22 protein-coding genes and 1 pseudogene are annotated in these 25329 nt (G+C 72.4%); 16 read left to right on the forward strand and 7 right to left on the reverse strand.

What is annotated here, in order from left to right:
- From ACZ7L0_RS21820 to ACZ7L0_RS21840, 5 genes and pseudogenes are all read right to left on the reverse strand, one after another.
- Entirely contained in the window at positions 1-918 is a 918-nt protein-coding gene (locus ACZ7L0_RS21820) for a helix-turn-helix transcriptional regulator (RefSeq protein WP_471244319.1), read from the reverse strand.
- A 171-nt stretch (positions 919-1089) separates the two neighbouring features.
- Positions 1090-1605: pseudogene (locus tag ACZ7L0_RS21825) on the reverse strand (class I SAM-dependent methyltransferase); the annotation flags it as partial.
- Between the two features lie 30 nt (positions 1606-1635).
- Positions 1636-2895: a sugar ABC transporter permease gene (locus ACZ7L0_RS21830; protein WP_471244320.1), complete on the reverse strand. Its 1260-nt coding sequence runs from the start codon at positions 2893-2895 to the stop codon at positions 1636-1638.
- A 14-nt stretch (positions 2896-2909) separates the two neighbouring features.
- Positions 2910-3692, reverse strand: a complete 783-nt coding sequence (locus tag ACZ7L0_RS21835; RefSeq protein WP_471244155.1) for an ATP-binding cassette domain-containing protein — start codon at positions 3690-3692, stop codon at positions 2910-2912.
- A gap of 40 nt (positions 3693-3732) precedes the next feature.
- On the reverse strand, positions 3733-4821 hold the full coding sequence (locus ACZ7L0_RS21840; RefSeq protein WP_471244156.1) for a substrate-binding domain-containing protein: 1089 nt from the start codon (positions 4819-4821) through the stop codon (positions 3733-3735).
- A 439-nt stretch (positions 4822-5260) separates the two neighbouring features.
- Here ACZ7L0_RS21840 and ACZ7L0_RS21845 point away from each other — a divergent pair, with 439 nt between their 5' ends.
- Positions 5261-7810 carry a SpoIIE family protein phosphatase gene (locus tag ACZ7L0_RS21845; RefSeq protein WP_471244157.1) on the forward strand — a complete coding sequence of 850 codons (2550 nt, stop codon included), beginning with the start codon at positions 5261-5263 and terminating at the stop codon, positions 7808-7810.
- Complete coding sequence (locus ACZ7L0_RS21850; RefSeq protein ID WP_471244158.1) at positions 7807-8889, forward strand: sugar ABC transporter substrate-binding protein; 1083 nt, start codon at positions 7807-7809, stop codon at positions 8887-8889. Before ACZ7L0_RS21845 ends, ACZ7L0_RS21850 begins: the two co-directional genes overlap by 4 nt.
- Here ACZ7L0_RS21850 and ACZ7L0_RS21855 read toward each other — a convergent pair.
- Both ACZ7L0_RS21855 and ACZ7L0_RS21860 read right to left on the reverse strand, forming a co-directional pair.
- Positions 8879-9613, reverse strand: coding sequence for an AfsR/SARP family transcriptional regulator (locus ACZ7L0_RS21855; RefSeq protein ID WP_471244159.1), 735 nt, complete (start codon positions 9611-9613; stop codon positions 8879-8881). The two genes, ACZ7L0_RS21850 and ACZ7L0_RS21855, sit on opposite strands and share 11 nt — an antisense overlap.
- Positions 9614-9760: 147 nt before the next feature.
- Positions 9761-9958: a hypothetical protein gene (locus ACZ7L0_RS21860; RefSeq protein ID WP_471244160.1), complete on the reverse strand. Its 198-nt coding sequence runs from the start codon at positions 9956-9958 to the stop codon at positions 9761-9763.
- 183 nt (positions 9959-10141) lie between these two features.
- Between ACZ7L0_RS21860 and ACZ7L0_RS21865 the strand changes: the two genes are divergently transcribed.
- The 14 genes from ACZ7L0_RS21865 to ACZ7L0_RS21930 are packed head-to-tail and all read left to right on the forward strand — an operon-like array spanning position 10142 to position 25319.
- A complete protein-coding gene (locus ACZ7L0_RS21865) occupies positions 10142-10720 on the forward strand; it encodes a Pvc16 family protein (RefSeq protein ID WP_471244161.1) in 579 nt (192 codons plus the stop codon).
- Positions 10717-11445 (forward strand): carboxypeptidase-like regulatory domain-containing protein, encoded by a 729-nt coding sequence (locus tag ACZ7L0_RS21870; RefSeq protein ID WP_471244162.1) that lies wholly within the window; start codon positions 10717-10719, stop codon positions 11443-11445. The genes ACZ7L0_RS21865 and ACZ7L0_RS21870 overlap by 4 nt, the downstream gene beginning before the upstream one ends.
- Before the next feature lie 11 nt (positions 11446-11456).
- A complete protein-coding gene (locus ACZ7L0_RS21875; RefSeq protein WP_471244163.1) occupies positions 11457-13721 on the forward strand; it encodes a phage tail sheath C-terminal domain-containing protein in 2265 nt (754 codons plus the stop codon).
- A 24-nt stretch (positions 13722-13745) separates the two neighbouring features.
- The gene (locus tag ACZ7L0_RS21880) at positions 13746-14201 is read left to right on the forward strand and encodes a phage tail protein (RefSeq protein WP_471244164.1); all 456 of its coding nucleotides are present in this window, start codon (positions 13746-13748) and stop codon (positions 14199-14201) included.
- Position 14202: 1 nt separating this feature from the next.
- Positions 14203-15696, forward strand: coding sequence for a phage tail sheath family protein (locus ACZ7L0_RS21885; protein ID WP_471244165.1), 1494 nt, complete (start codon positions 14203-14205; stop codon positions 15694-15696).
- Positions 15693-16211, forward strand: a complete 519-nt coding sequence (locus ACZ7L0_RS21890; RefSeq protein ID WP_471244166.1) for a phage tail protein — start codon at positions 15693-15695, stop codon at positions 16209-16211. The genes ACZ7L0_RS21885 and ACZ7L0_RS21890 overlap by 4 nt, the downstream gene beginning before the upstream one ends.
- 5 nt (positions 16212-16216) lie before the next feature.
- Positions 16217-16402 carry a putative phage tail protein gene (locus ACZ7L0_RS21895; RefSeq protein ID WP_471244167.1) on the forward strand — a complete coding sequence of 62 codons (186 nt, stop codon included), beginning with the start codon at positions 16217-16219 and terminating at the stop codon, positions 16400-16402.
- Positions 16399-17070, forward strand: coding sequence for a CIS tube protein (locus ACZ7L0_RS21900; RefSeq protein WP_471244168.1), 672 nt, complete (start codon positions 16399-16401; stop codon positions 17068-17070). The genes ACZ7L0_RS21895 and ACZ7L0_RS21900 overlap by 4 nt, the downstream gene beginning before the upstream one ends.
- Before the next feature lie 10 nt (positions 17071-17080).
- On the forward strand, positions 17081-18262 hold the full coding sequence (locus ACZ7L0_RS21905) for a phage late control D family protein (protein WP_471244169.1): 1182 nt from the start codon (positions 17081-17083) through the stop codon (positions 18260-18262).
- Complete coding sequence (locus tag ACZ7L0_RS21910; protein WP_471244170.1) at positions 18259-18960, forward strand: phage baseplate assembly protein V; 702 nt, start codon at positions 18259-18261, stop codon at positions 18958-18960. Before ACZ7L0_RS21905 ends, ACZ7L0_RS21910 begins: the two co-directional genes overlap by 4 nt.
- Positions 18957-19370, forward strand: coding sequence for a GPW/gp25 family protein (locus ACZ7L0_RS21915; protein WP_471244171.1), 414 nt, complete (start codon positions 18957-18959; stop codon positions 19368-19370). Before ACZ7L0_RS21910 ends, ACZ7L0_RS21915 begins: the two co-directional genes overlap by 4 nt.
- Entirely contained in the window at positions 19367-21316 is a 1950-nt protein-coding gene (locus ACZ7L0_RS21920) for a putative baseplate assembly protein (RefSeq protein WP_471244172.1), read from the forward strand. Before ACZ7L0_RS21915 ends, ACZ7L0_RS21920 begins: the two co-directional genes overlap by 4 nt.
- Positions 21313-23361 carry a putative baseplate assembly protein gene (locus tag ACZ7L0_RS21925; protein ID WP_471244173.1) on the forward strand — a complete coding sequence of 683 codons (2049 nt, stop codon included), beginning with the start codon at positions 21313-21315 and terminating at the stop codon, positions 23359-23361. The genes ACZ7L0_RS21920 and ACZ7L0_RS21925 overlap by 4 nt, the downstream gene beginning before the upstream one ends.
- Positions 23358-25319 carry a phage tail protein gene (locus ACZ7L0_RS21930; RefSeq protein WP_471244174.1) on the forward strand — a complete coding sequence of 654 codons (1962 nt, stop codon included), beginning with the start codon at positions 23358-23360 and terminating at the stop codon, positions 25317-25319. Before ACZ7L0_RS21925 ends, ACZ7L0_RS21930 begins: the two co-directional genes overlap by 4 nt.
- Positions 25320-25329: the final 10 nt, after the last annotated feature.

Consider the following 25329-nt stretch of genomic DNA (forward strand, 5'->3'; position numbering starts at 1 on the left):
TCAGGGCGACGGTGAGGCGGCGTCGTCCGGGGCCGGCGCGCTGTGCGTGTCGTTCTCGTGCGCGGCCATGTCGAGCAGGACCAGCTTGTCGTGGTCCGGGGTGCCGGGGTCGGCGAAGTACGCGATGAACCGGTGCCCCGGTGTGCCTTCGAGCTGCATGGACTGGTAGCCGGGGGTGAGGTCGCCGACCTCCGGGTGGTGGAAGGTCTTGCTGCCGTGGGTGTGCCACCGCACGTCGTAGCGCTCCCACAGGTCGGTGAACTCCGGGCTCTTCTGCAGCAGTTCGTCCATGATCTCGGCCAGGTCCGGCGCGTCCGGTTCGATGCCGGCGAGGGCGCGCAGACGGCCGACGATGGCCCGGAGCTGCTCGTCCCAGTCGTCGAACAGGTCGGTCGCGGCGGGGTGGAGGAAGAGGTAGCGCACCACGTTGCGCTTCTTCGCCGGCCAGTCCGCCATCCCGGCGAACAGCCGAAGCCCGCTCGGGTTGCAGGCGAGGATGTCCATGGTGCGGCTGATCACGTACGCCGGGAAGGGGCGCAGGCTCTCCAGCAGCAGCTCCACTCCCGGCCGTACGGTCCGCACGGGCGGGGAGGCCGGCTCCCGAACGGAGCCGCCCGCGGCCAGGGCGGCGAGGTTGCGCAGGTGCTCGTGGTCGGCGGAGTTGAGTCGCAGAGCCCGGGCGAGGGCGTCGACGACGGAGGGGCTGGGGTTGTTCTCCTTGCCCCGCTCCAGACGGACGTAGTAGTCGACGCTGACCCCGGCCAGCGTGGCCAACTCCTCCCGGCGCAACCCGGGGGTGCGCCGCAGTCCGGGGCCGGTCGGCAGTCCGGCCTGCTCGGGGGTCACCTGCGCGCGGTGGGCCCGCAGAAAGGTCCCCAGTTCGCTGCCGCCGTTGCCGTTCTGCCGCTCACGTGCCATGGCCCCAGCGTGGCAGGCCGACGTGACCGGGCCATGAGCTGGACCGCCGCGCAGGACGACGAAGGCGAGCCCGTCCGCGTCGTGGCGTTCGGCGACCGGCCAGCCCGCGCACAGCAGGACGAGTTCCTCCTCGTCGAGGGCGATGGCCCGCTTCCCGGCCGGTACGGCCGCGGCGACGGGCGTGATGACGCAGAGGGTGCCGCCGGGCCGCAGCCGTTCGCGCAGCCGGTTCATCACACGGGGTCGGTCGCGGACGAAGGCCCAGCTGAGGCGGAAGGTGATCAGGTCGTACGCGGGGTGGGGCAGATCGTCGAGGGAGTCCCGCTCGATGTCGAAGCACCGGTAGGTGATGTCCGCGCTGTTCCCGGCCTCACGGCGGGCGAGGCCGACGGCGGCGGGGGCGCAGTCGACGGCGTCGACGGTGTAGCCCCCGGCGGCGAGGTGGCGGGCGAGTTCGCCCAGCCCGCAGCCGACGTCCAGGGCCAGGCCACCCTCGGGAGCCGGAGTGTGGACGGCGAGCAGCCGCCGCTCGGCCTCACCGAGCGGCCGGAAGGTCCGGCCACTGGTGTAGTACGCGTCCCACTGGTCGGGCGTGGTGTGTCCCACCGGTCGGGCTCCTTGTCGGTCACGGATCGTCCATGAGAGTGGTGCGGCAGCGCGCACTGACACAAACCGATGGATCACCACGGAGTTGATCCCCGCCGAGCGGCAGACGCGTCAAGCCCTCCCGTGTGCCTCCTGGGAGCGGCGCGACAGGGAGTCGATGACCACCGCGGCGAAGAGCACCCCGCCGGTGATCACGAGCTGGACGGCGGTGGGGGTGTCCGTGAGGGCCATGCCCGAGGCGATCGACTGGATGACCAGCATGCCGAGTACCGCCGACCAGGTCGTACCGCGTCCTCCGAACAGGCTGGTGCCCCCGATGACGGCTGCCGCGATGGCGTTGAGGAGCAGGACGCCCGAGCCCGAGCTCTGGCTCACCGAGGTGATGCGGGAGGCGAGGAACAGGCCGCCGATCGCGGCCATGGTGCCGGAGACCGCGAGCACCGCGGTCTGTACCCGCGTCACGCTGAGGCTGGCGCGACGGGCCGCCTCGACACCGCCGCCGAGGGCGTAGATCTGCCGTCCGTAGCGTGTGCGCCGCAGAACGATGTCGAGACCGGCCACCACCACGAGGAAGATCAGGAGAGCGAGCGGCAGGCCCTGGAAGCGGTTGAGCAGGTACGCGGCGGCGAACGTGACCACCCCGAGTCCCGCCGTACGTACCGCGATGCCCTGGAGCGAACGGTGCGGCATGTCGACGGCCCTGCGGCGCCGCCGGTCCAGGTAGAGGGCGAGGAAGACCATGCCGGTGCCGACCGCGGCCACCGCGTAGGCGGCGCTGTCGTTGGTGAAGTAGTAGCTGGTCAGTCTGGCGACCAGCCCGTCCTCGTCGAGGTTGACGGTGCCGCTGGTGCCGAGGATGTAGAGCATGATGCCGTTCCAGGTGAGCAGCCCGGCGAGCGTGACGACGAACGCCGGTACCCGGGTCTTGGCGAAGGAGAAGCCCTGGGCGGTTCCCGCGAGGGTGCCGGTGAGCACCGCGAGGACGAGGGCAAGCCATTCCGGCACGCCGTTGTTCACGTTGAGCACGGCGAAGACCGCCGCCGCGAGCCCGCTGATCGAGCCGACGGAGAGGTCGAGCTCACCGATCAGCAGTACGAAGACGATCCCGACCGCGATCAGTCCGGTGCCCACGATGTCGACGCTGAGGTTGGACAGGTTCCGGGGGGAGAGGAAGTTGTCGTTGAGGCTCTGGAAGATGATCCAGACCACGGCCAGGACGAGGACGACGGGGAGCGAGCCCAGTTCACCGGCGCTCAGCTTGTGCCGGAAGAGGGCGGGCCAGCCCCGTACCGCACGGGCGACGGCCGGCCCGCGCCCGGGCCGACGGGACTCGGCGGGCGCGGCGGATTCGGCCCGCATCTCGGCCTCCATGTCACGCTTCGCTTTCACCACCCCGCCTCCCGGTGGGCCATCCGGCGGGGCACGTTCTCCGTGGCGCCCGTGATGGAGGAGATGATCTGTTCCTGGGACGCGGTGTTCACGTCGAAATTGCCGTTGTTGCGGCCGAGCCGCAGTACGGCGGCCCGGTCGGCGAGAGCCTTCACATCGCCCATGTTGTGGCTGATGAGCAGGACTCCCAGGCCGCGGTCGCGCAGCCGGTCGACGAGGTCCAGGACCTCGGTGGTCTGCTCGAACCCCAGGGCCGCGGTCGGTTCGTCCAGGAGCAGGACCTTCGGGTCACCGAGGAGCGAACGGGCGATGGCCACGGTCTGCCGCTGGCCGCTGGACAGTGCGACGACGGGGCCGCGCAGGTCGGGTATGCCCCTGGTCAGGCGGTCCAGCAGTTGTCGGGTGCGGCGCTCCATCTCCACCTCGTCGAGGAACCCGAATCTGCGGATCTCCCGTCCGAGGAAGAGATTGCCGACGACGTCGAGGTTCCCGCACAGCGCGAGGTCCTGGTAGACGGTGGCGATGCCGAGGTCGCGGGCGTCGTGGGGGCGCCTGATGTGGACGGTCCGGCCCTCCCACTCGATGGCGCCCCTGTCCGCGGGGGCGACGCCGGAGATCACCTTGACCAGGGTGGACTTGCCGGCCCCGTTGTCGCCGAGCAGGGCGAGTACCTGGCCGGCGTGGATCTCCAGCTCGATGTCCGAGAGGACGTCGACGACGCCGAAGCGCTTGCACACGCCGTGCAGCGCCAGCAAGGGGGGAGCCGGCACGGGAACCATCTCCTTCCCGGGGATCCGGGCGCGGGTCGTGACCGGTCTGTCAGGTCAGCCCGGCCCTCTGGCAGGCAGCGTCGAGTTGGGGCGTGCAGATCTGAGGGACGGTGTACACGCCGTCCTTGACCACGGTGTTCTCGATGTTGGCGACGGTCACGGACACCGGGATGAGCATGACGGCCGGGATCATCGCCCCGCCGCGCGTCTCCACCGTGCCCCTGGCGACCCCGTCGAGACTCTCACCGCGGGCGGCGGCCACGGCCATGGCGCCGCCGGCGGAGGCCTCGGGCTTGAAGGGCTTGTAGACCGTCATGTACTGATCGCCGCCGACGATCCGGCGTACGGCTCCGAGTTCGGCGTCCTGGCCGGTGACGGGGGGCAGCGGGGCCACCTTGTTCGCCTTGAGGGCGGAGATGCTGCCGGCGGCGAGACCGTCGTTGGCGGCGTAGACCCCGTCGATGTTGTTGGCGCCCAGGGCGGAGATGGCGCCGGACATGTTGATGTTCGCCATCTCGGGCCGCCACTGGAGTGTGTCGTACGCCTTGGCGATCTGCGCTTTCCCCCTGAGCACGGACAGCGCGCCCCGCCTGAACGACACGGCGTTGGGGTCGCTGGGATCGCCGTTCATCATGACGATCCGGCTGCCGTGCGCCCGGTCGGCCATGGCCTTCAGCAGTGCCCTGCCCTGGAGCCTGCCGATCTCCTCGCCGTTGAAGGAGACGTATCCCGAGACCGGGCCTTCGGCGAGACGGTCGTAGGCGATGACCGGGATATCCGCGTCATGTGCCTTCTGCACCGTGACGCCGAGCGATCGGGCGTCCACGGCCACGAGCACGATGGCGTCGACCCCCTTGGTGATCAACGAGTCCATCTGTTCCTGCTGAAGGGCCACCTCGCCCTTGGCGTTGGCGTGCTCGACCACGCAGTCGTCGCACAGCTCCTTGATCCGCTGTTCGAGCAGGGGCCGGTCCTGTGTCTCCCAGCGAGCGGTGTTGGCGTCCGGCAGCAGGATGCCGATCCTCGGCGCGTCACCCGGGTCGGAGCTGTTCCCGGTGTCCTGTCCGCAGGCCGCCAGTGCTACGGCCGTCGAGGCCGCGGCCATCACTCTGGCCGCGCTCCCTATGAAGGTCTTCATGTGAGAGACCTCCCTCATCCGCATGAGGCCCGGGCGCGTGGGGGACCGGCGCGCGGACCGTGCGGCGTCCACGTCCTGTGCGGGAAGGCCGGGCCGTGCGGGGCACGCGGGGGGCGACGGGCGGGGGTTCGGCCCGACCGGCCCGGCACCGGCGGCTTCCCCGGCGACCATGGCGGCACCCGGCTTCGGGCGGCCCCGGCACCGGCGCCCAAGTCCCGCCCGGACCACGTGGATGTGGCAAAACGACCACGTCGTCAGTGTGACACCGGCGGCGGTGATCTGCGAATGCGGCGGCTGCGATCCTCGATCTCTGGAATAGGGGCACATGGGATGGATTCAGCAGATCTGTCCGCTTGACTCATGTATGCGATTCTTGTATGAGAGTGCCCAGATCTCAGGCTGTCGGCACCTCGGCCGGGACGGGAGGTAGGTTGCGGACATGCCTCATGACGGCAGTGCCCGGGCCGGCGTCTCGCAGCTGCGGGCATCCGAGGCCGAAGCCGCCGACACCGGCTCACCGCCTCCGGTGCCGGAGGCGGTGGCGAGTGTCCGCGCCCTGACGTACGCCGGAGCCGCGCTGGCAGCGGTCTATGTGGTCCAAGTGCCCGGTGCCGGGAGCGAAGAGCTGCGGTTGGTGGAAACCGCCGGACGCGCCAATTCCGCGTACGGACTGCCGGAACGCCTGGCCTTGTCCGGGGGCTCGCCCGCGGCACACGCCGTCCGCACCGGCCGGCCCCTGTGGCTGACCTCCGCGGCACTCGCCTCCTTCCCCGAGGGCGGTCCGGCGCCACCGCGGGCGCAGGCGTCGCTCGGCGCGCTGCCCCTGGGGCCGGAGGCCGGGCGGCTGGGCTGCATGGTCGTCGTGGGAGCCGCCGCCGACGGCTTCGAAGCCGAGCAACAGCGCTTCCTGGAGCGGTACGCCGACGCGGTCGCCGGGCTGCTCGGGGCGGGGGCCGGCGCCGGGCGGCGTACGCCGGCGCCGCTGCTCAGTCCCGCGCTGCGGAGTCTGCGCGTCGGCTCTTTCGTGCTGGTGCCGGACACGGGCCTGATCGAGGCGGACGAGACCATGCTCGAGCTGGTCGGCATCACACCGGCCGACTTCGACGGCAAGGCGGACACCTTGCTCGCGCACGCCCTCCCGGAGGACATGCACGCGCTGATGTCGGTCCTGGAGCCGTCCGCCCAGGCGTTCGGCGGCCGGGAGCTGGAGTTCCGGGTCCGCCGCCCCACCGGCGAAATGCGCTGGCTGAGCCTGAGCTGCCGGTCGGAGGCGAGTACCGACGGCCGGCCGGACCACGTCCTGGGTGTGGTGACGGCGACCTCGGTCCTGCCCCGGAGCACCGACGACGTCTCCCGGATCCAGTGGCTGACCGCCGCACTGGACGAGGCCTCGACGGTCCTCGACGTCAGCCGGGTGGTGGTCACCGCGCTGCGGGAGCCGCTGTGCGCCGACCGGGTGGCGCTCGCAGAGCTGCAGGACGACCGGCTCATGGTCACCGTGCTGGACCCGCCCGAGCCCGCCGCCTGGCCGCAGACATGGCGCCCCGAGTGGCGTTCCGAGTGGCCCGACGCACCGGTCAGCGCCCTGCCCACCCTGCACGCGGCGGTGCGCGACGGACGTATGGGACTGTGGCCCGCCGACGCGGCCCTGGAACCGGGACTCGCGGGCATCGGCCCCGGAGGGCTGGCCGTCCTGCCGCTCCCCGCCAAGGGCCGGGTCGCCGGAGTGTGCCTGATCGGCTGGGACCGGCGGCACGAGTTCGTCCCCGAGGAACGGTCCCTGCTGACCGCCACCGCGTCGCTGGTCGGTCAGGCCCTCAGGCGTGCGCACGCGCACGACGCCGAACAGGAACTCGCGACGATGCTGCAGCGCAGCCTGCTGCCCCGACGGCTGCCCGAACTGCCCGGGGGGACGGCCGTCGCCCGGTATCTGCCGGCCAGGCGGGGCCTACAGGTGGGCGGTGACTGGTACGACGTCATCGCCCTGTCCGAGGACCGGGTGGCGCTGGTCATCGGTGACGTGCAGGGGCACAGCGCCGGAGCCGCGACGATCATGGGCCAGATGCGTACCGCGGTCAGGGCCTACGCGGTGGAGGGTCATCCGCCCGACGTGGTCGTCTCGCACGCCAACCGGCTCCTCGTGGGCATGGAGACCGACCTGTTCGCCACCTGCTGCTATGCCGAACTGGACATGGAGGAGGGCAACACCCTGTTCGTCCGGGCCGGGCACCTCGCACCGCTGATCCGCCATCCCGACGGCAGCACCGAGGAGGTGCAGGTCGAGGGCGCGCTCCCGTTGGGCATCTCCGCGGAGGCGGAGTTTCCCATGACCGCGGTCGCGCTGGCCCCCGGCACGATGCTCGCCCTGGTCACGGACGGACTGGTGGAGGCCGCCGACCTGCCCCTGGACGAGGGGATGCGCCGCACGCGCGTCGCACTGGCCGCGGCCGATCCGTCGGATCCGGGGCGGGTGGCCGACGCACTGCTGGGCGACGCCGGCCGCCGCGAGGACGACGTGGCGCTGCTACTGCTGCGCTACGACGGCATGAAGACCCGGCCGATACGGGCCGGCTGGGCGGTGTGGCGGCTGCCCGACGCCGTCATGCACGCCCGCCGTTTCACCGCGCGCACGCTGCGCCGCTGGGACGTGGAGGACGTGGCCGACTCGGTGCTGCTGGTCGTGTCCGAACTCGTCACCAACGCCCTGGTGCACACCCAGGGGCCGGTCCACGTCGACCTGATGCTCCGCGGCGACCGGGTGCGCGTCTGCGTCAGCGACTCCTCTCCGCGGGCGCCCGCCAAGCCGGTGATCGTGGACTGGGAGTCGACCGGCGGCCGGGGGCTGATGCTGGTCGAGGCGATGTCGGACTCCTTCGGCTCGATGCCGGTGGCCCGCGGCAAGCAGGTGTGGAGCGAGATCGTCGTGCCGCGGCGCGAACCGGTCGGCGCGGGCCCGGGCCCCGGTACCGATCAAGGTGGTCTGCCATGAGAACCCGTACCTGGCCCGTCGTCGCGGCGTGCGTCGCGGGGCTCATGACGATGTCCCTGGCCGCCTGCGGAGGGCAGGACAAGACGGGCACGGACAGCTTCACCGTGGGCCTGCTGCTTCCGAGCCGGGCGCTTCCGCGCTGGGAGCATTCCGACAAGCCGCTGATCGAGAAGCGGGTGAAGGACCTGTGCCCCCGCTGCGCCATCGAGTACGCCAACGCCGAGAACGACGCGACGAGGCAGCGGCAGCAGATGGTCTCCATGATCACCAAGGGGGTCAGGGTCCTGATCCTCGACGCCGTCGACACCAAGGCGCTCCGCTCCTCGATCCAGGAGGCGCGGAAGGAGGGTGTCCCCGTCGTCGCCTATGACCGGCTCGCCGAAGGCCCGATCTCGGGCTTCGTCAGCTTCGACGGCGGGAAGGTCGGCAGGCTCCAGGGCGAGGCGCTCCTGAGGGCGATGGACGGCCGGGCGAAGGGCGGGACCGTCGTCATGATGAACGGGGATCCGGCCAGCCCGAACGCGGCGTGGTACGCACGGGGCGCGCTGTCCGTCCTCACCGGCAAGGTGAAGATCGGCAGATCCTACGAGACCCCGGGCTGGAGCACGGAGAACGCCCACACCAACATGTCCGCGGCCATCGCGGCCCTCGGTCCGGACCGGATCAGCGGCGTGCTGGCGGCCAACGACGCCATGGCCGCGGGTGTCATCTCCGCCTTCAAGAGCGCCCGGGTCCGGGAACTTCCCCCCGTCACCGGGCAGGACGCCGACCTCGACGCCGTGCGGCGCATCATCGAGGGCGAGCAGTACATGACGGTGTACAAGCCCTTCAAGGCGGAAGCGGCCACGGCCGCCGCCATGGCCGTCGCCCTGGGACGCGGCGGGAACCCGCGCGACATCGCCACGACGACGACCGACAGCCCCACCACCAAGAACATCCCGTCCGTCCTGCTGACCCCGAGCGCGGTGACCGCCGGCACCATCAAGCGGACACTCGTCAAGGGCGGCGTGTACACCGTCGCCCAGATCTGCACCCGGGAGTTCCGGCCCGCCTGTGACAGGGCCGGACTCACCGGGTGAAGCAGGTGTCGGTACGGGGCGGCAGCAGCGCTCCCAGCGCGGGGGAGGGGTCGAGGCCCAATTCCTCCCGCAGGATACGGCGGCATTGTTCGTATTGACGCAGTGCCGCACCCCTATTACCCGCGGCCAAATGCGCCTTCATCAGTACGCGATGGGCGCTTTCCCGCAGGGGTTCCGTACGTACGGCGGTGAGGCCGGCGGCGACTGCTTCGCCGTGGCGCCGGGCTTCCGTCAGGCGCTCTGTCATCGCTTCCAGAGCGTAAAGCCGGAGCTGATGGTATTGCTCCTGTTCAATCAGCATCCAGTCGTGTTCCGGCCATTCCGGTAGCAGATCCGCGGACAAATCGGCCAGTGTCTGCATCGTGAGGATGTCGTCGCAGGGGCGAGATTTGTCGAGCAGGCGGTGTGCGCGTGCGACCGCCTCGCGCAAATCGACCGCGATGTGCCCGGAGATGGCCAGTTCATGCACGGACACGTCGATGATGGGGTGGCCCATGCGCGTCGCCCGCCACAAGGACGACCTCAGATTCGCATTGGCACGCGATGCCGTGACGTCCGGCCAGAGAATTCCGGCCACGTAGGTGCGCGAGCGCGGCATGTCCTGAAGGGCCAGGAATGCGAGGAGCCGCTGCGTGCTGGAGCAAACCGGAACGCGTGTATGGTTCACCGATAATGTAAAGCCCTTGAGCAGTCTCAAGGTGATGACATGTGATTGTCCGTTCATCGACGCCCCCGGTACCGATGTCGGCTTCCACGATCTTCGCCGCGGCGCACGTGATTCTCGAAGCCATGTTACGAGCAAGTCATGATCGTAGGTCGCTTCTTAGCGTTTCGGGCGTCGGAAAGGAATCACCGGAACGTCGCGGAAACGTCACCCCTCCTGTTCCAGGAGCTCATCGAGCCAGGTGCGTACCGCTTCGAGGACATCGGCGGCCTTGCCCGCCGCGCAGGGGGGCTCCTGCTCCCCGTCGACCACGCGGATGATGCGTGCGCGCAGGCCGTCGGACCTGCCGCCTTCCACCCACACCCGGAGTATCAGGACGCCGGACCGCGTTGAGGGGGTCTCCATGAGAGAGCGAGTGTTCCCCACCCATGTCACCCCGGCGTTGTCGGTCCGTGTCCGGTGACGTCATCGCGTTTCGCGAGGACACCGGCGTGACGCCGATGTGACGGGTGAGTCGCGCCCGTATCACAGAGGACTCCGCATTGTTTCGGCGTACGCCGTCAGCGCGGGCCGGGTGGAGGGGGCTTAGTGGGTGACTTCGGTGTGATCGCCGATGTCTCGTCGGGCATCGTCAGCACTCTCACACAGGCCCTGCGCGGGCTGAGCCAGGTGGAACCGCCGATCGCGGAACTCAACGACCTCTCGGAGACGGTGCAGACGCCGCCGCCCAAACTGACGGTGTTCCTCTACGAGATCGCCGAGGACCCCACCTCGCGCAACCGGCCTCCGGTGCGCTCCCAGCCGCCCGATCCGCTGACCACCCGCAAGCCGCCGATGGCCCTGCTGCTGCGCTATCTGATCACCCCCTGGGGCGGCGACCAGACGACCCAGCACCGGATGCTCGGACGCGCCCTGCAGACCTTCTACGACGACGCGATCCTGGACGGCGCACAGTTGTCCGGGGGCCTCGCCGGCAGCACGGACTCGCTGCACCTGACCCTGACACCGCTGACCCTCGACCAGAAGTCCTGGGTCTGGTACGCGATCCAGAAGCCCTACCGGCTCTCGCTGAACTACGAGATCCGCGTCGTGAACCTCGACTCGGCGATCGAGACGCCGGTGCGGCCGGTGCTGAGCCGGACCATCGGCGGGACGGCGACGCCATGACCGCCTTCCAGTACCTGGCCCGGTCGACGCTTCTCAGTCCCCTGTGGCTGGTGCCGTTCGACGAACACGCCCGGCGGGTGCGAGCCGCGGGCGTGGAGGTCCGCCTCGAACGGTTCGAGGACCCCGGCGGCTGGCTGCCGCTGGACGACAAGGTGGTGCGCACACCCAGCGGGGCGCTCGCCTTCCCGGGACTCGGCAGGCGGAGCGAACCGTGGACGGCCCGGCCGGAGCGCCACCGCGCCGTTCTCACGGCCGCCGGATACCAGCCGCTGTACCCGGCCGACGACCAGCCGTTCGATGCCGGCCTCGTCGGCGTCGAGTTCCTGGTGCACCCCTACGACGACACCCACCCGCCGGCCGTGCAGGCCTCCCCGAGGCTGGTCCGGATGCTGCCGGCCGTCTCCTTTCCCTACGCACCCGGCGTGCGCACGGTCCACGGCGTCGTGGTCGACGCGGCCACCCGGGCGCCCGTCGCGAACGCGCTCGTCGAGGCCAGGGGGCGCACCGGCGAGGACCTGACGCCGTGGCACGAACGCACCCTGACCGACACCACCGGCGCCTTCCGGCTCGCCCTGCGCTGGGAGGGCGAGAAGGCGGCGGACCACCCCGTCGAGGAGACCTTCCGCCTGGAGGCCGCCGAACGGCCTGGCCGCGCGGGGGCGTTGACCGTGCGCCTGCCCCAGGACGCCGAGCGCCGACACGTCATCGAGATCCGTGAGCAGTGAAGGAGCCATCCATGGCCGAGTATCTGAGCCCCGGGGTCTACATCGAGGAGATCGATGCGGGGCCACGGCCGATCGCGGGGGTGAGCACGAGCACGGCCGGCATGGTCGGGGTCACCGCTCGCGGTCCGTACACCGGCAAGCCCAAACTGGTCACGAACTTCCTGGAGTTCCAGACCGTCTTCGGCGGCTTCCTGCCCGAGCCGGACGCGGGCGTCCGGGACGCCTGGGCGAACAACCCCGACGAAGGCGGCCGTTGGTGGCTGTTCCCGCTGGCCGTCAAGGGCTTCTTCGACAACGGCGGGCAGCGGCTGTACGTCAAGCGCGTCGCCGCCGCGCAGGCCACCCCCGCCTCGGGCACCCTCGGCCACGGCCTGGTGAGCCCCGTCGCCACCGACGCCGCACGCGGCGCCACCAGCCTTCGGCTCGGCCATCTGATCGGCTTCACCGGCGTCGGCCAGCAGATCGAGATCTTCCGCGGCGACGACCAGCAGACGATCCACACCGCGGTGGTCTCCGGCTACGACATGGGCGCCCGCCGCATCGAACTGGACACCGCCCTGCCCGCCGAGGTCAGGACCACCCGCGGGGACTACGTCCAGGTCGGCGACCGCGGCACCGAACAGACACTGCGGCTGTCCGCGGTGAGCCCCGGCGCGTGGGGCGCGGCCGTCCAGGTCCGCGTCCAGCCGATGGTCGGCGCCGCGCTGCCGGTGCTGCCCGACCCGCAGGAGGGCGCGCTGTTCATCACCCGCCTGGTCGCGGACGCGCCCGCGGACAGCGAGACGGTCGAGGTGGCCGCGGTGACCGGGCTCGACCCCGACGACCTGCCCGCCGACCTCTGGGTGCAGATCGGCGCCGGCCGGTTCAAGGCCCAGGCGAGCCAGCCGGCCGACGGCAAGGTGACGCTCACCCTCCCGGCGGGCACCACGCACGCGGCCTGGGACACCGGACTCACGGTGCGCCGCGTGCGCCGGGGCAACACCGCGGCGGGACGCACCCTGCGGATCGGCGGCGCGAGCCGGCTGTACGAGGGCGCCGTCACCCAGCTCGACGACGGCACCACCCTGACCCCGCTGACCGTCGAGTCGATCGCCCAGGACGCGGTCACCTTCGACCGCAACGTGCCGGGCACGCTCTTCGAGGGCGACCGGATCCACCTGGTCGAGGCGGAGGTCAGCACCCGGTTCACCGACGCGGGCGGCGCGGCGGTCACCGAGTCCTTCCCCAACCTCCGGCTCACCGGCGACAGCCCGGCGAACGTGGCGACCGCCCTGGAGAGCCGGTCGCAACTGGTGCGGGCCACGGCACTGGCGGGCCTGTCCACCGACCTCACGAAGTTCCCGGTACCCGCGATCGGCTCCTGGCTGACGCTGGCCGACGGGGACGACGCGTACGACAGCCTGAGCGTGGCCGACTTCGTCGGCGCGGACGGCGGCAGCGGCCGGCGCACCGGCATCGTGGCCCTTGAGGACATCGACGAGGTGGCCGTCTGCGCGGTGCCCGGCATGTGGTCCGGCACGGTCGAATCGGCCCTGGTCACCCACTGCGAGACGCTCAAGGACCGGTTCGCGATCCTCGACCCCCGCGACGGCCTCGACATCGAGGGGATCCAGGCGTTCCGCGAGCCGTTCGACACCAAGTACGCCGCGCTCTACTACCCCTGGCTGGTCACCCGCGACCCCTCCACCAACCGTGACGTCGAGGTACCGCCGTCCGGCCACATGGCCGGCATCTACGCCCGGGTCGACGTGGAGCGCGGTGTGCACAAGGCGCCGGCCAACGTGGTCATCCGGGGCATCCGGCAGACCGACGGCATCGCCCAGGACATCACCAAACGCCACCAGGACCTGCTCAACCCCAAGGGCATCAACGCGCTGCGGTTCTTCCCGGGCCTCGGCCACCGGGTGTGGGGCGCGCGCACGCTGTCCTCGGACAGCGCGTGGAAGTACATCAACGTGCGGCGGCTCTTCCTCTTCCTGGAGGAGTCGATCGACGAGGGCACGCAGTGGGTGGTCTTCGAGCCCAACGACGAGGCGCTGTGGGCCCTGGTCCGCCAGACGGTCACCAACTTCCTCACCACGGTCTGGCGCAGCGGCGCACTCGCCGGAACCACCGCCGACGAGGCGTTCTTCGTCGCCTGCGACCGCACCACGATGACCGAGGACGACCTGGCGAACGGCAGGCTCATCTGCGCCATCGGCGTCGCGCCGGTCTTCCCGGCCGAGTTCGTGATCTTCCGGATCCAGCAGAAGACCCGCGAGACCCAGCTCGCCTGAGCACCCGACTGAGAAGGGGCCACCATGCCACCCGTGACCAGGGAAGATCCCTACGCGTCCTACAACTTCCAGATCATCGTGACCAACGTCAGCGACGACGGGGTCGCGGTGAGCGGGTCCTTCACCGAGATGAGCGGTCTGGAGCTGGAGATCCCGCCGATCGAGTACCGCACCGGCAGCGAGGACATCACCGTCCGCAAGATCCCGGGGCTGAAGAAGTTCACCAACCTCACCTTCAAGCGCGGCATCACCGGTCATGTCGGCTTCTGGAACTGGGTGGTCGAGGCGCTCAACGGCAAGGTGCGGCGCACCTCCGGCTCGATCGTGCTGCTCGACGAGAACCGCCAGGAAGCCATGCGCTGGAACTTCGACCGGGGCTGGCCGACCAAGTACACCGGCCCCACGCTCAGCGCCACCAAGAACGAGATCGCCATGGAGACGCTCGTCCTGGCGGTCGAGAAGCTGGAGATCGACGTCTGACATGACCAGCGAAGCGCTTCCCGGCGTATCCCTGACGTTCGTCCCGCGCGGCTCCGAGACGGAGCCGCTGCGCACGGACGTGGCGGCGTTCCTCGGCCGGTTCCGCCGTGGCCCGGCCGGCTCTCCGGTACGGGTGGAGAGCTGGAACGACGTCGTGGGCGCCTTCGGAGTGCCGGACGGCGCCTTCGCCTCTCCGTACGCCCTGCGCGGCTTCTTCGAGAACGGCGGCCGTACCGCCTGGGTGATCCGGGTGTCCGGACCGGCCGCCACCGCCCGGGCCCGGTGGGAGATCGGCGAGCTCAGCGGATTCGCGGCCACCCGCTACCGGGTGGTCGCCACCAGCGCGGGCGCCTGGGCCAACGGCGCGCGCGTCGCCATCCGCTTCCAGTCCAGCACGGTCGCCGGGCCGCCCACGGTGAGCCTGCGGGTCACGGTCCCCGGCGAGGCGTCCGAGTCCTTCCCCGGCCTGCCGCTCACCGAGGTGGCCGACCGGCTCACCGGATCCCGCTACATCCGGCTGCTCCCCGACGGACCCGCGCCGCCCCCGGGACGCCCCGGCCCGATCTCCACGTCCTGGGACCTGACGCTGACGGGCGGCACCGACACCGCGCCCACCCGGCAGGAGTACACCGACGCCGTCACCGCGCAGGCCGAACTCCCGGAACCCGCCCTGGTGGCGCTGCCCGACCTGGGCACCGACCTGTCCGGGGCCGCGCACACGGACGTCGTCCTGGAGCTGCTGCGAACCGTCTCCCCGCTCCTGGACCGCCTCGCCGTCCTGGACGTCCCGCCCGGACTGTCCAGCGTGGACGACACGGTGGAGTGGGTGGAGTCGCTGGCCGCGTCGGGCGACAGCGAACTGCTGAGCTGCGCGGCCGTCTACCACCCGGCGCTGCGCACCCCCGACGGCCCCGCACTGCGCACCGTCCCGGCGTCCGGCCACGTCCTCGGCGTGATCGCCCGGCTCGACGGCGAGCGCGGAGCGCACCACACCCCCGCGGGCGCCGTGATCCTGGAGGCCGTCGACCTCGCCGCCGACCTGCCGGAGCCGCAACAGGTCCGGCTGTTCGACGCGGGCGTCGACCTGATCCGCTGCACCCGGGGCCGGGGACTGATGGTGTGGGGCGGACGCACCCTGTCCACCGATCCGCGCACCCGCTACACGGCACACCGCCGGCTGGTGCACCTCCTGGTGCGCGCGATCCGACGGGTGGCGAGCCCGCTGGTGTTCGACGTCAACTCGCCCGAGCTGCGCCTCACACTGGTCCGCGCGGTCACCTCGGTGCTGCTCGCCGCGTTCCGGGCGGGCGCCCTGGCCGGAGCGCGGCCCGAGCAGGCGTTCCGGGTGGTGTGCGACGACACCAACAACCCGCCGGAACAGGACCCCGGGCAACTGGTCTGCGAGATCGAGTTCGCCCCCGCCGTCCCCATGGAGTTCATCCGGCTGCGCCTCGTGCTCGGTCAGGACCGTGGCCTGGAGGTGATCGAGGCATGACGCAGGATCCGCTGCCCAAGTACCGCTTCCTGGTGACGCTCGACCCCGGAGACGCGTATCTGCCGCCCGCGCAGGCGCTGTTGCTGCCGCTGGTCGCCTCCGGAGCGTTCCAGGAGGTCACCGGGCTCGGCGCGCAGCTGGAGGTGACCAGCTACCCGGAGGGCGGCCGGAACGACTCCGTGCACCAACTGCCGCTGCGCCACTCGTGGAACCGGATCACCCTCAAACGCGGAGTGGTCCGCGACGCGGGCCTGTGGGCGTGGTACCAGGCCGGGCTCGCCGACTCGCTGGGCGCCCGCCGCGACGGCGCGGTGATCGTACTCGGCCCCGACGGGACGCCCGGCGCGGCCTGGGCGTTCCACGGCGGGCTCGCCGCCAAGTGGAGCGGCCCCGACCTGCACGCCGAGCAGAACGCGATCGCCATCGAGTCGCTGGAGATCGCGCACGAGGGGCTGACCAGAGTCCCGCAGGACGCCGCGGCCGACGCCGTGTCGCGGCCGAACCAAGGGAGGTGACCGGCGTGCCGAAAGTGACCATTCACAACCTAGAAGTCCGGTTCCAGGTGGAGGGCGACGACGGCGCCGTGTTCACCCGGCTGTTCAACAAGCACATCCAGGCCTGGGCGAAGCTGTACGAGGACGAGTGCGCCCGTGCCCGGCACACCGACGCCGAACGCAGCTTCGGTGACGGGGAGGGCCGGCTGTGAGCGTGACACCCGTCTCCTTCGCCCGCCAGGGCGCCGCCCAGGCCCGCCTGGAGATCGTCCGGCCGGTCATCGCCGACGAACGGCAGCGGCGTATCCCGCTGCGGTTCAACCCCACCGACTACAAGCTGAGCAAGAGCAACACCTTCGCCGAGATCACCATCCCCGGCCTGGAGACGCCGCCCCTGCAGTACGTACGCGGCGGCACGGAGACGCTCACCGTGCAGGCGCTCGTCGACACCTCCGACACCCTGGAGAACGTACGGACCGCCTATGTCGCCGCCCTGCGCAACCTGCTCAGGCCCGACAGCCGGGAACACGCGCCGCCCGTCGTCCGGTTCGTGTGGGACGAGGAGGTCTTCACCGGCGTCGTCGAGAAGCTGGACGTCAACTACCAGCTGTTCCGGCCGGACGGCGTGCCGCTGCGGGCCATGCTGGACCTCTCCCTCAAGGAGTTCCGCCCCGCCGCCGTCCAGGTCGCCGCGACGCCGCGCTCCTCGCCCACCGTGGAGAAGAGCTATGTGGTGCGCCGCGGCGACACCCTCAGCTCCATCTCCGCCGCGCTCTACCGGCGGCCCGACGCCTGGCGGGAACTGGCGCGGGCCAACGGGATCAGCGATCCACGCGACCTCAGGCCGGGCCGGGTACTGACCGTGCCCCGGCTGCCGTGAGGAGCGCGCGATGAGCTCTCCCACGCCGGAGGTCGCCTCCCCCGACCGGTACGCGCCCGAGTTCGAGGTGCGCATCGAGGGGCTGGAGATGGACCCCTCCACCAAGAACGACATCGTCGACATCAAGGTGAACCGGGACCTCGACGAGATGTCCGGCTTCGACCTCACCCTCAACAACTGGGACGACGCCAACCTGCGGTTCAAGCACAGCGACTCGCCGCGGTTCCGGCTCGGCGGCCGGGTCTCGGTCCGGCTCGGCTACGCCGACAAGCTGCTCACCGTCGCCACCGGCACCATCTCCACGCTCAGCCCGAAGTTCACCGACGGCGCGTCCCCCACCGTCCAGGTCAGCGGGGTCGACGGGCTGCTGCGGCTCAAGGACCGCAAGCCCACCGAGAACGAGACCAAGGTCTACCGCGATCTGCCCGACTGGCGGATCGCCGAGCAGATCGCCCAGCGCAACCATCTGCGGATCGAGGTCACCAGGGAGGGCCCGACCCATGACCTCGTGGTGCAGAAGAACCAGGACGACGCGACCTTCCTGCTGGAGCGCGCCAAACGCCTCGACTTCGACTGCTACATCCTGCCGGATCCGGCCACCGGCGAGGACACCCTCTACTTCATCAAACCCACCGACGGCCGCGACGGCCGCCCGATCCGCGTGTACCGGCTGGCCTACGCGCCCGGGCTGTCCACCGGCCCCACCGGCCAGCCCGCGGGACTGATCCCCAACCTGATGGAGTTCACCCCCACGCTGACGGTGTCCCAGCAGGTCAGCAAGGTCACCGTGCGCGGCTGGGATCCGCGCACCAAACAGGCGATCGCGTTCACCGCGACCGCCGAGAACCTCCCCGCCGGCCAGAACGCGGCCGACGGGGAGAGCGGACCGCAGGTCGCCGCGTCCACCCTGCAGGGCCGCCAGGACGTGGTGGTCGACGCGCCGGTCACCAGCGACCAGGAGGCCCGCGAACTGGCGATCAGCCTGCTGCGGGAACGCGCGTACGAGTTCATCACCGCGACCGGCAAGGTGGCGGGCCTGCCCGAACTGCGGCCCGGCGACAACCTGGAGATCTACGGCCTCGGACGCCGCTTCTCCGGCACCTACTTCGTCAAACGGGTCGAGCACACGCTCAACACCAGCGGTTTCTTCACCCAGTTCACCGGACGGCGGATCCACCAGGGGGACCAGTGACCACCAGGACCACGCCACGGGCCCGCAGCACCGACAAGCGGTACTACGGCGTCGTCGAAGCGCTCGTCGTGGAGAGCGAGGGCGACGACGAGGGCCGGGTCAAGCTGAAGTTCCCGTGGTTCGACGGCACCACGGTCACCGACTGGTGCCGGGTCAGCCAGCTCTACGCGGGCAACGGCTACGGCTCCGTGTTCGTCCCGGAGACCGGCGACGAGGTGCTCGTCGCCTTCGTCCACGGCGACATGCGCTTCCCCGTCGTCCTGGGCGGTCTCTACAACGGCCAGGACAGGCCGCCGACCGCCCGCACCGACGGCCGCGACCAGAAGCTCATCCGGACCAAGCACGGCCACCAGGTGCTCCTGGACGACACGGCCTCCAAGGCCGCCGTACGCATCACCTCGGCCGCCGGACACGTGGTGGAACTGGACGACCAGGGCAAGGCGATCCGGATCACCGCCGCCGAGGGCGGCAGCGTGACCGTGTCCGCGCAGGGAGAGATCACCATCAAGGCGCCGAAGGTGACGGTCGACTCCTCCTCCATCGAGCTCGGAGCCGGGGCCACCGAACCGCTGGTGCTCGGCAACGCGCTGCTCCAGGCGTTCAACACGCACATCCACCCCTCGCCCGCTGGACCGACCGGTCCGCCGGCCGTCCCGCTCACCCCGGCCGTGCTGGCCAAGAAGGCGAGGACGGCATGAGCGAGGACTTCCTCGGGACCGGCTGGCGGTTTCCCGTCCTGCCCGACGAGGCCGGGCGGCTCGGCTACGCCGTGGGCGAGCAGAGCATCGAGCACTGTCTGCGGGCGCTGCTGCTCACCGGCCGCGGTGAGCGCGTGATGCAGCCCGAACTCGGCACCCGCGCGCAGGAGTTGGTGTTCGCCCCGGGCAGCGTGCAGAACCTGCGCGACCTGGAGAACTCGATCGCCGAGGCGGTCCGCGACCACGAGCCCAGGGTCGAGCTCGACGAGGTCCGGGCGGAGGCCGACCCCGCCGACGAGTCACGGATCACCGTCTCCGTCGTCTACCGCGTCCGGCGCAGCAACACCAAGGCGAACCTGGTGTTCCCGTTCTACGCCGGGCTCGCCGGCCCGACGGGGAGCCCGTCATGACCCTGCCCGCGCCCCGGCTCGACGACCTCACCTGGGCCGACATGATGGCGGCCGTCCGCCGCCGGATCCCCGCCGAGTCGGACGGCACCTGGACGCTGCACGCGCCCGTCGACCCGGGCGTCACCCTCCTCGAACTCTTCGCCTACCTCCTCGAACAGCGGCTGTACTGGCTCGACCAGGTACCCGACGCGCTGGTCGTCGCGATACTGCGCCTGCTCGGCCTCGACCCGCCGCGCCCCGCCCGGCCCGCGGCCACCGTGCTGCGCCTGTCCGCCCGGCAGCCGGGCACGGAGGTCCCGGTCGTCCCCGCCGGGACGGCGCTGACCCGGGACCCGACCGGGCGCGTCGTCTTCACCCTGGACGACGACGTCACCGTGTTCCCGCTCGCCGAGGACACCGACGTCACCGTGTGGACCGACCGCGACCGCACGGCGGACCTCAGGGCCCGCCGGGGCGTCGCCCTGCTCGCGAGCGACGGCGCACCCGCGCAGGCCCGGTTCACCCTGCCGCTCACCGGAGACCTGTCCGCGCCCGGCCCGCTCTGCCTCCTCGTCGAACTGGACACCCCGGCCGCGTCCGCGGCCTCCTGGCTGCCCGCGGCGGTCACCGACGTACCGCCGCCCGCCGACCTGACCTGGTCCTGGTTCCGGCCGGACTCCGACACCGCGGGCCCGTTCGAGAAGGTCGAGGACGGTACGGCCGGGCTGCGGCGGTCCGGGGTCGTCCGGCTGCACCCGCCCGCCGAGTGGACCACCCGGAACACCGGCCTGCTGGTGTCCACCCCGGCCGCGACATACGCCGCCCCGCCCCGCCTCCTCCAGCTCGCCGTCAACGTCTCCACGGCCCGCCACCTCCGGCGGTACACCGCGAGCGGCGCCGACCTCGCACAACAGATCGACGCCTGGCTCAAACTCCCCGGCCAGCACCTCGTCCTCCCGGACGCCGCCGGACGCCTCCTGGAAGCCGCCGTCCGTCTGGCGGGCCAGGACTGGCAGCCGGTGCCCGACTTCACCTTCGGCACGTCGGCCGACCGCGTCTACGTCGTCGACCGGACCGAGGGCGCGGTGGTCTTCGGCGACGGACTCACCGGACGCATCCCCCGGCCGGACCCGGACGTGACCGTCGCCTACGCGCTCGGCGGCGGCCGGGACGGCAACGGCGGACTGACCGCGAACTGGGTCGCGGCCCCCGACTCACCGGCGCCACCCGGCGCGGTCTCGGCCGCCAGCCTCGTACGGGCCGAGGGCGGCGAGGACCCCGAGACGGTCACCGCCGCCCGGCAGCGCGCGGCAGCGGCCCTGGGGGAGGTCACCAGGGCGGTCACCGCGGACGACTTCGTCACCCTGGCCCGTACCACTCCGGGCGTCGCCGTCGCCCGCGCCCACGCGTCCCTCGGCGAGCACCCGGGCTTCGCCTGCTCCCCGGTGCCCGGCGCGGTGAGCGTCCACATCGTCCCGGCGGCGCAGCGGACCGACCTCGCCCGCGAGGACTTCGTCGCCGCGCCCCGGCCCGACCCCGGCATGCTGCGCGCCGTCGCCGCCCGCCTCGACCAGGCCCGGCTGCTCACCGCCGAGGTGTTCGTGCGCGGGCCCCGCTACCGCGATGTGGCGCTCCGGGTCGACCTGTCGGGCGGCCCGGCCGACCGCCCCCGCGTCCTCGCCGTGCTCACCGCCGCGCTGCGCCGCCACCTCGACCCGCTCGTCGGCGGCGAGTCCGGGGACGGCTGGCCGTTCGGGGAGGCGCTGCGCCCCTCGGCCCTGCTGCGGGCCGCCCAGCGGGCGCTCGGGGACCTCGCGGACGTCGCCGGTGTGGCGATCGGCCTGGACGGCGCCGACCCGGACGAGGCCTGCAACGACGTGGAGTTGCACGCCGGTGAACTGCCCGCGCTGCGGACGGTCCGCACCAGGATCGTGCCCGCCGTGGAACCGGGGGAGGGGCTGGCATGACCGGTGACGTGTGGTGGGAGAAGGAAGCCCGGACCGAGGACGGGACCGAGGGCGGGCTGGTACCGGGGCCCGGACCGTCCGGGGTCCAGCCCGAGCTGGTCGAGGCGACCCGGGAGGCGGTCCGCTCCGACGTACGCGGCCGGATCGCCGGGTACACCCCGGACTGGACCGACCCCGACCGCCAGGACGCCGGCGTGGCGCTCGTACGCCTCTTCGGCACCCAGGCCGAACCCGTGCTCACCCGGGTCAACCGGCTGCCGGAGAAACTGCTGGCCGAGCACCTGGCGACGGCCGGGGTGGGGCGGCGGCCCGCCAGCGCGGCCGGCGCGCTGCTGGAGTTCACCGTGAACCCGCCGGACGGTGTGTCCGTACTGGTCCCGGCCGGCTTCCAGAGCGCGGCGTCCACCCCCAGGGGCCAGGTGGTCTACGAGACCGACCAGGACCTCTACGCCACCCCGGCGACCCTCGCCGCACTCGCCGTGCAGGAGGCGGGAACGCTTCAGGACCTGCCGCTGGGACCGGCCGGGCCGAGCCGCCCGTTCGCGCCGTTCGGCCGGGACCCGCAGCCCGGCGACGGCCTGTGGATCGGACTCGCCGCGCAAGCCGTCCCCTACCCGCGGCTCACGCTGGGCTTCGTGGTCGCCGCCGCGCCGCCCGCGCCCGTGGCCTCCGGCGGACCGGCACCCCTGCCGCTGCCGTCCGCACCGCTGCTGCGCTGGGACGTCCTCGACGGCACCCGGCTGGTGCCCGCCGAGCTGATGCGCGACTCCACGGCCGGATTCAGCTCCGGCGGGACCGTGGAACTCGGGGTCCCGCGCTCGTGGGAGCCGGGCAGCCCGCCCGGCACCCGGCCCAGGCCCCGGCTGCGCTGGCTGCGCCTGCGGATCGCGCACGGCGCCTTCGACGGACCGGCTCCGGTGCTGTCCGGGCTGCGGCTGAACATGGTCGCGGCCACGGCCGCCCGCACGATCCGGGACGAGCCGCTGCAACCCGTGCAGACCCCGGGAGCGACCGGCCGCCGGCGCATGACGCTCAGCCAGGTGCCCATCCTCGCCGGATCCGTCGTCATCGAGGTCGACGACGACACGGGCGCAGACGTGTTCGGCACCACCGCGGGATCCTCCTCCCGCTGGCGGGAGGTGGAGAGCCTGGCCGGGTACGGCGCCGACGACCGGGTGTTCACCGTGGACCACGCGAGCGGCGAGGTGACCTTCGGGGACGGCGTCAACGGCGCCGCCGTACCGCCCGGCTTCCGCAACGTCCGGGCCGTGCGGTACCGGGTCGGCGGCGGCAGCGCCGGCGCGGTACGGGCCGGCGCCGTCAACGGGGTGGTGACCGCGCTGCCGTACGTCACCGGCGTCAACAACCCCTTCCCGGCCACCGGAGGAGCGGACGCCGAGCCGGACGCCGACGCGATGCGCCGGGGTGTCGGGCAACTGCGCGCCCGGGGCCGGGCCGTGGCACCCGCCGACTACGGCCTCCTCGCCACGGACGCGCCCGGCGCGTCCGTGGCCCGCGCCCAGGGCGTGGCCGGCCTCCACCCGCAGTTCCCCGGAGCGCCGATCCCCGGGGTCGTGGGCGTCCTCGTCGTACCGCCGGGCGACGACACCGGCGAGCCGCCGGTCCCCACCGCCGCGACGCTGCGGGCCGTCACCGACTTCCTGACCCGCGAGGTCGCCCCCGCCGGTGTCACCGTGGTCGCCGCACCCGCGCCGTACCGCAGGGCCGCCGTGGAGGCATGGGTCACCCTCGACCCGGACCTGGACCGCGCCGCAGTCCTGGCCCGGGCGGGCGACGCGATCCGCGCCTACCTCGACCCGCTGCACGGCGGGGAGAACGGCGCGGGCTGGCCGTTCGGCGGGGCGCTGCGGCACACCGCGCTGGTCCGGCGCCTCCTCGCGGCCGACGGCGTCCTGGCCGTCTCCCGGCTCTCGCTCGTCGTCGACGGAGTACGGCAGCCGCCCTGCACCGACCACGCGATCCCGCCCCACACCCTCGTCTGGCCGGAGCGCCCGCTGCTGATCCCGGTAGGAGACCGGCCATGACGTGCATCCCGCACCCCGCCACCTTCCGCCTCCTCGACGCCCACGTCGGCTGGGAGGAGCCCACCGGCGGCGAGCCCGGGGCGGACGGCGTCGTCGGCTTCGACGACCCCGCCGGAATCCGGCTGGCCCACGGCGGCCCCGATCCCGAAGGCCCCACCAGGGACCAGCTGCTGCCGTGGTTCCCCGACCCCCGCCTCGCCCCCGGATGCGGCCCGTGCGCCTGGTACCTGCTCGTCCCGGACGGGCCGCGGCTGCTGCGCCGCGACGTCTGCACCGGCGCCTGGACCCCCGTATGGCCGCCCGACTGCGACCCCGGCACGCTGCGCGAGCCCGTCTCCGTCGCCGCGCGGGGACACCGGCTGGCCGTGGTGGACCGCGACCGGGTCCTGGTGTGGCGCCGCGAGGGCGAGCAACTCGCCGGTGTCATCAGGGCCCGGCGGGCCCGGTGGGCGGCGCTCGCACCCGGCGACCAGGTCCTGGTGGCCTGCCAGGGCAGTACGGACCTGCGCCGGTACGACTCGACGGGCGCCTTCCACGGGGTGCTGCGCACCGGTGCGCGGGGCGAGGTCGTCGGGCTGCGCGGCGGAGGGGACCGTACGGTCTGGCTGCTCACCGACGACGGGGGCCGGCTTGTGATCCACCGAGGCGGCCGGCACGGCGGCTTCGAGACCGCCACCATGGCCGAACTCGCCGCGGCACTGCCGCCGTCCGCGCTCGTCTCGGCCGACGAGGACGGGTTCTGCCTGCGGGACGACGGCCCGGACGGGGCCGTGACCACCTGCCACACCTGGCAGGGCGGCCCGAGGCGGACCCCGCCGGCGACGGCCGCCCCGTACGCCACCAGCGGGACCCTGCTCACCGGGCCGATCGACAGCGGCATCTCCCGCTGCCGCTGGCACCGCGTGCGCGTGGACGCCGACCTGCCCGCGGGCACGGCGGTCGCGGTCCAGATCGTGGTGACCGAGGACGGCCGGTACGACGAGAGCGACTGGCAGACGGCGGCCCCCGGAGCCACGGACTTCCTGGTCGACCAGCCTCCCGGCCGCTATCTGCGGCTGCGGCTGCGGCTGTCCGGCGACGGCGGCAGCACACCGCTGGTACGCCGGATCCGCCTCGACTTCCCCCGGGTCACCAGCGCCGAACTCCTGCCGCCCGCCTTCCGCACGGACCCCGCGGCCGACGACTTCACCGAGCGCTTCCTGTCGCTCTTCGACGCCTCCCTCGCCGACCTCGACCGGGTGATCGAGCGGTATCCGGCCCTCCTCGACCCGGCAGGCGTCCCGGACCGGGTGCTGCCCTGGCTGGCCGGACTGCTGGGCCTGTCCTTCGAGGCCGGCTGGGACGCCGGGACCCGGCGCGCACTGCTGGCGGCGGCTCCGGCGCTGTACCGGCGCCGGGGCACACCGTGGGCGCTGCGGGAGGCGGTACGCATCGTCTTCGGGGAGAGCCCGGTCGTCGACGAACTGGCGGAGGAGCGCGGTTGGGCGTGGCTGCGCGAGACCGCGGGCTCCACGAGCGGACCGGGACTGGGCGCCGTACGGCTGTTCAGCCGGTCGGCGAGCCGGTTCCGGGTCGGCGGCTCGGCGCTGGGCGCGGCGCCGCTGCGCGCGTTCGGCGCCCCGGAGACCGATCCGCTCACCGCGCACGCGCACCGGTTCCGGGTGCTCCTGCCCGCCGGATCGGCGGACGAGCGGGCGCTGCGGCGGCTGGTGGAGCGGCAGGCACCGGCCCACACGGTGGGAGCGGTACGCACCGGTGGCGCGGGCTTCGTGGTCGGTTCACGGTCCACCGTCGGTGTGGACACCGCGTTCGTACCGCTGCCGCCGCCCGTGCTGGGCGGTGAACGACCGCTGCGGCTGGGCCGCGACGGGGTGCTCAGAGCAGGACCGAGAGGGTCGCGCCGAGGGGTGGGCGTGGGAGTCGTCTCCGCCGTCGGTGTGCATACGCGAGTTGTGTGAGAGGACGGGC

This window comes from Streptomyces sp. NPDC039424 (assembly GCF_055639495.1).

Bases quoted from the DNA above. Each gene is read 5' to 3' on its own strand.
- ACZ7L0_RS21820 (WP_471244319.1), bottom strand. From the start codon at position 918: ATGGCACGTGAGCGGCAGAACGGCAACGGCGGCAGCGAACTGGGGACC.
- ACZ7L0_RS21830 (WP_471244320.1), bottom strand. From the start codon at position 2,895: ATGGAGGCCGAGATGCGGGCCGAATCCGCCGCGCCCGCCGAGTCCCGT.
- ACZ7L0_RS21835 (WP_471244155.1), bottom strand. From the start codon at position 3,692: ATGGTTCCCGTGCCGGCTCCCCCCTTGCTGGCGCTGCACGGCGTGTGC.
- ACZ7L0_RS21840 (WP_471244156.1), bottom strand. From the start codon at position 4,821: ATGAAGACCTTCATAGGGAGCGCGGCCAGAGTGATGGCCGCGGCCTCG.
- ACZ7L0_RS21845 (WP_471244157.1), top strand. From the start codon at position 5,261: ATGCCTCATGACGGCAGTGCCCGGGCCGGCGTCTCGCAGCTGCGGGCA.
- ACZ7L0_RS21850 (WP_471244158.1), top strand. From the start codon at position 7,807: ATGAGAACCCGTACCTGGCCCGTCGTCGCGGCGTGCGTCGCGGGGCTC.
- ACZ7L0_RS21855 (WP_471244159.1), bottom strand. From the start codon at position 9,613: ATGAACGGACAATCACATGTCATCACCTTGAGACTGCTCAAGGGCTTT.
- ACZ7L0_RS21860 (WP_471244160.1), bottom strand. From the start codon at position 9,958: ATGGAGACCCCCTCAACGCGGTCCGGCGTCCTGATACTCCGGGTGTGG.
- ACZ7L0_RS21870 (WP_471244162.1), top strand. From the start codon at position 10,717: ATGACCGCCTTCCAGTACCTGGCCCGGTCGACGCTTCTCAGTCCCCTG.
- ACZ7L0_RS21875 (WP_471244163.1), top strand. From the start codon at position 11,457: ATGGCCGAGTATCTGAGCCCCGGGGTCTACATCGAGGAGATCGATGCG.
- ACZ7L0_RS21880 (WP_471244164.1), top strand. From the start codon at position 13,746: ATGCCACCCGTGACCAGGGAAGATCCCTACGCGTCCTACAACTTCCAG.
- ACZ7L0_RS21885 (WP_471244165.1), top strand. From the start codon at position 14,203: ATGACCAGCGAAGCGCTTCCCGGCGTATCCCTGACGTTCGTCCCGCGC.
- ACZ7L0_RS21890 (WP_471244166.1), top strand. From the start codon at position 15,693: ATGACGCAGGATCCGCTGCCCAAGTACCGCTTCCTGGTGACGCTCGAC.
- ACZ7L0_RS21905 (WP_471244169.1), top strand. From the start codon at position 17,081: ATGAGCTCTCCCACGCCGGAGGTCGCCTCCCCCGACCGGTACGCGCCC.
- ACZ7L0_RS21915 (WP_471244171.1), top strand. From the start codon at position 18,957: ATGAGCGAGGACTTCCTCGGGACCGGCTGGCGGTTTCCCGTCCTGCCC.
- ACZ7L0_RS21920 (WP_471244172.1), top strand. From the start codon at position 19,367: ATGACCCTGCCCGCGCCCCGGCTCGACGACCTCACCTGGGCCGACATG.
- ACZ7L0_RS21925 (WP_471244173.1), top strand. From the start codon at position 21,313: ATGACCGGTGACGTGTGGTGGGAGAAGGAAGCCCGGACCGAGGACGGG.
- ACZ7L0_RS21930 (WP_471244174.1), top strand. From the start codon at position 23,358: ATGACGTGCATCCCGCACCCCGCCACCTTCCGCCTCCTCGACGCCCAC.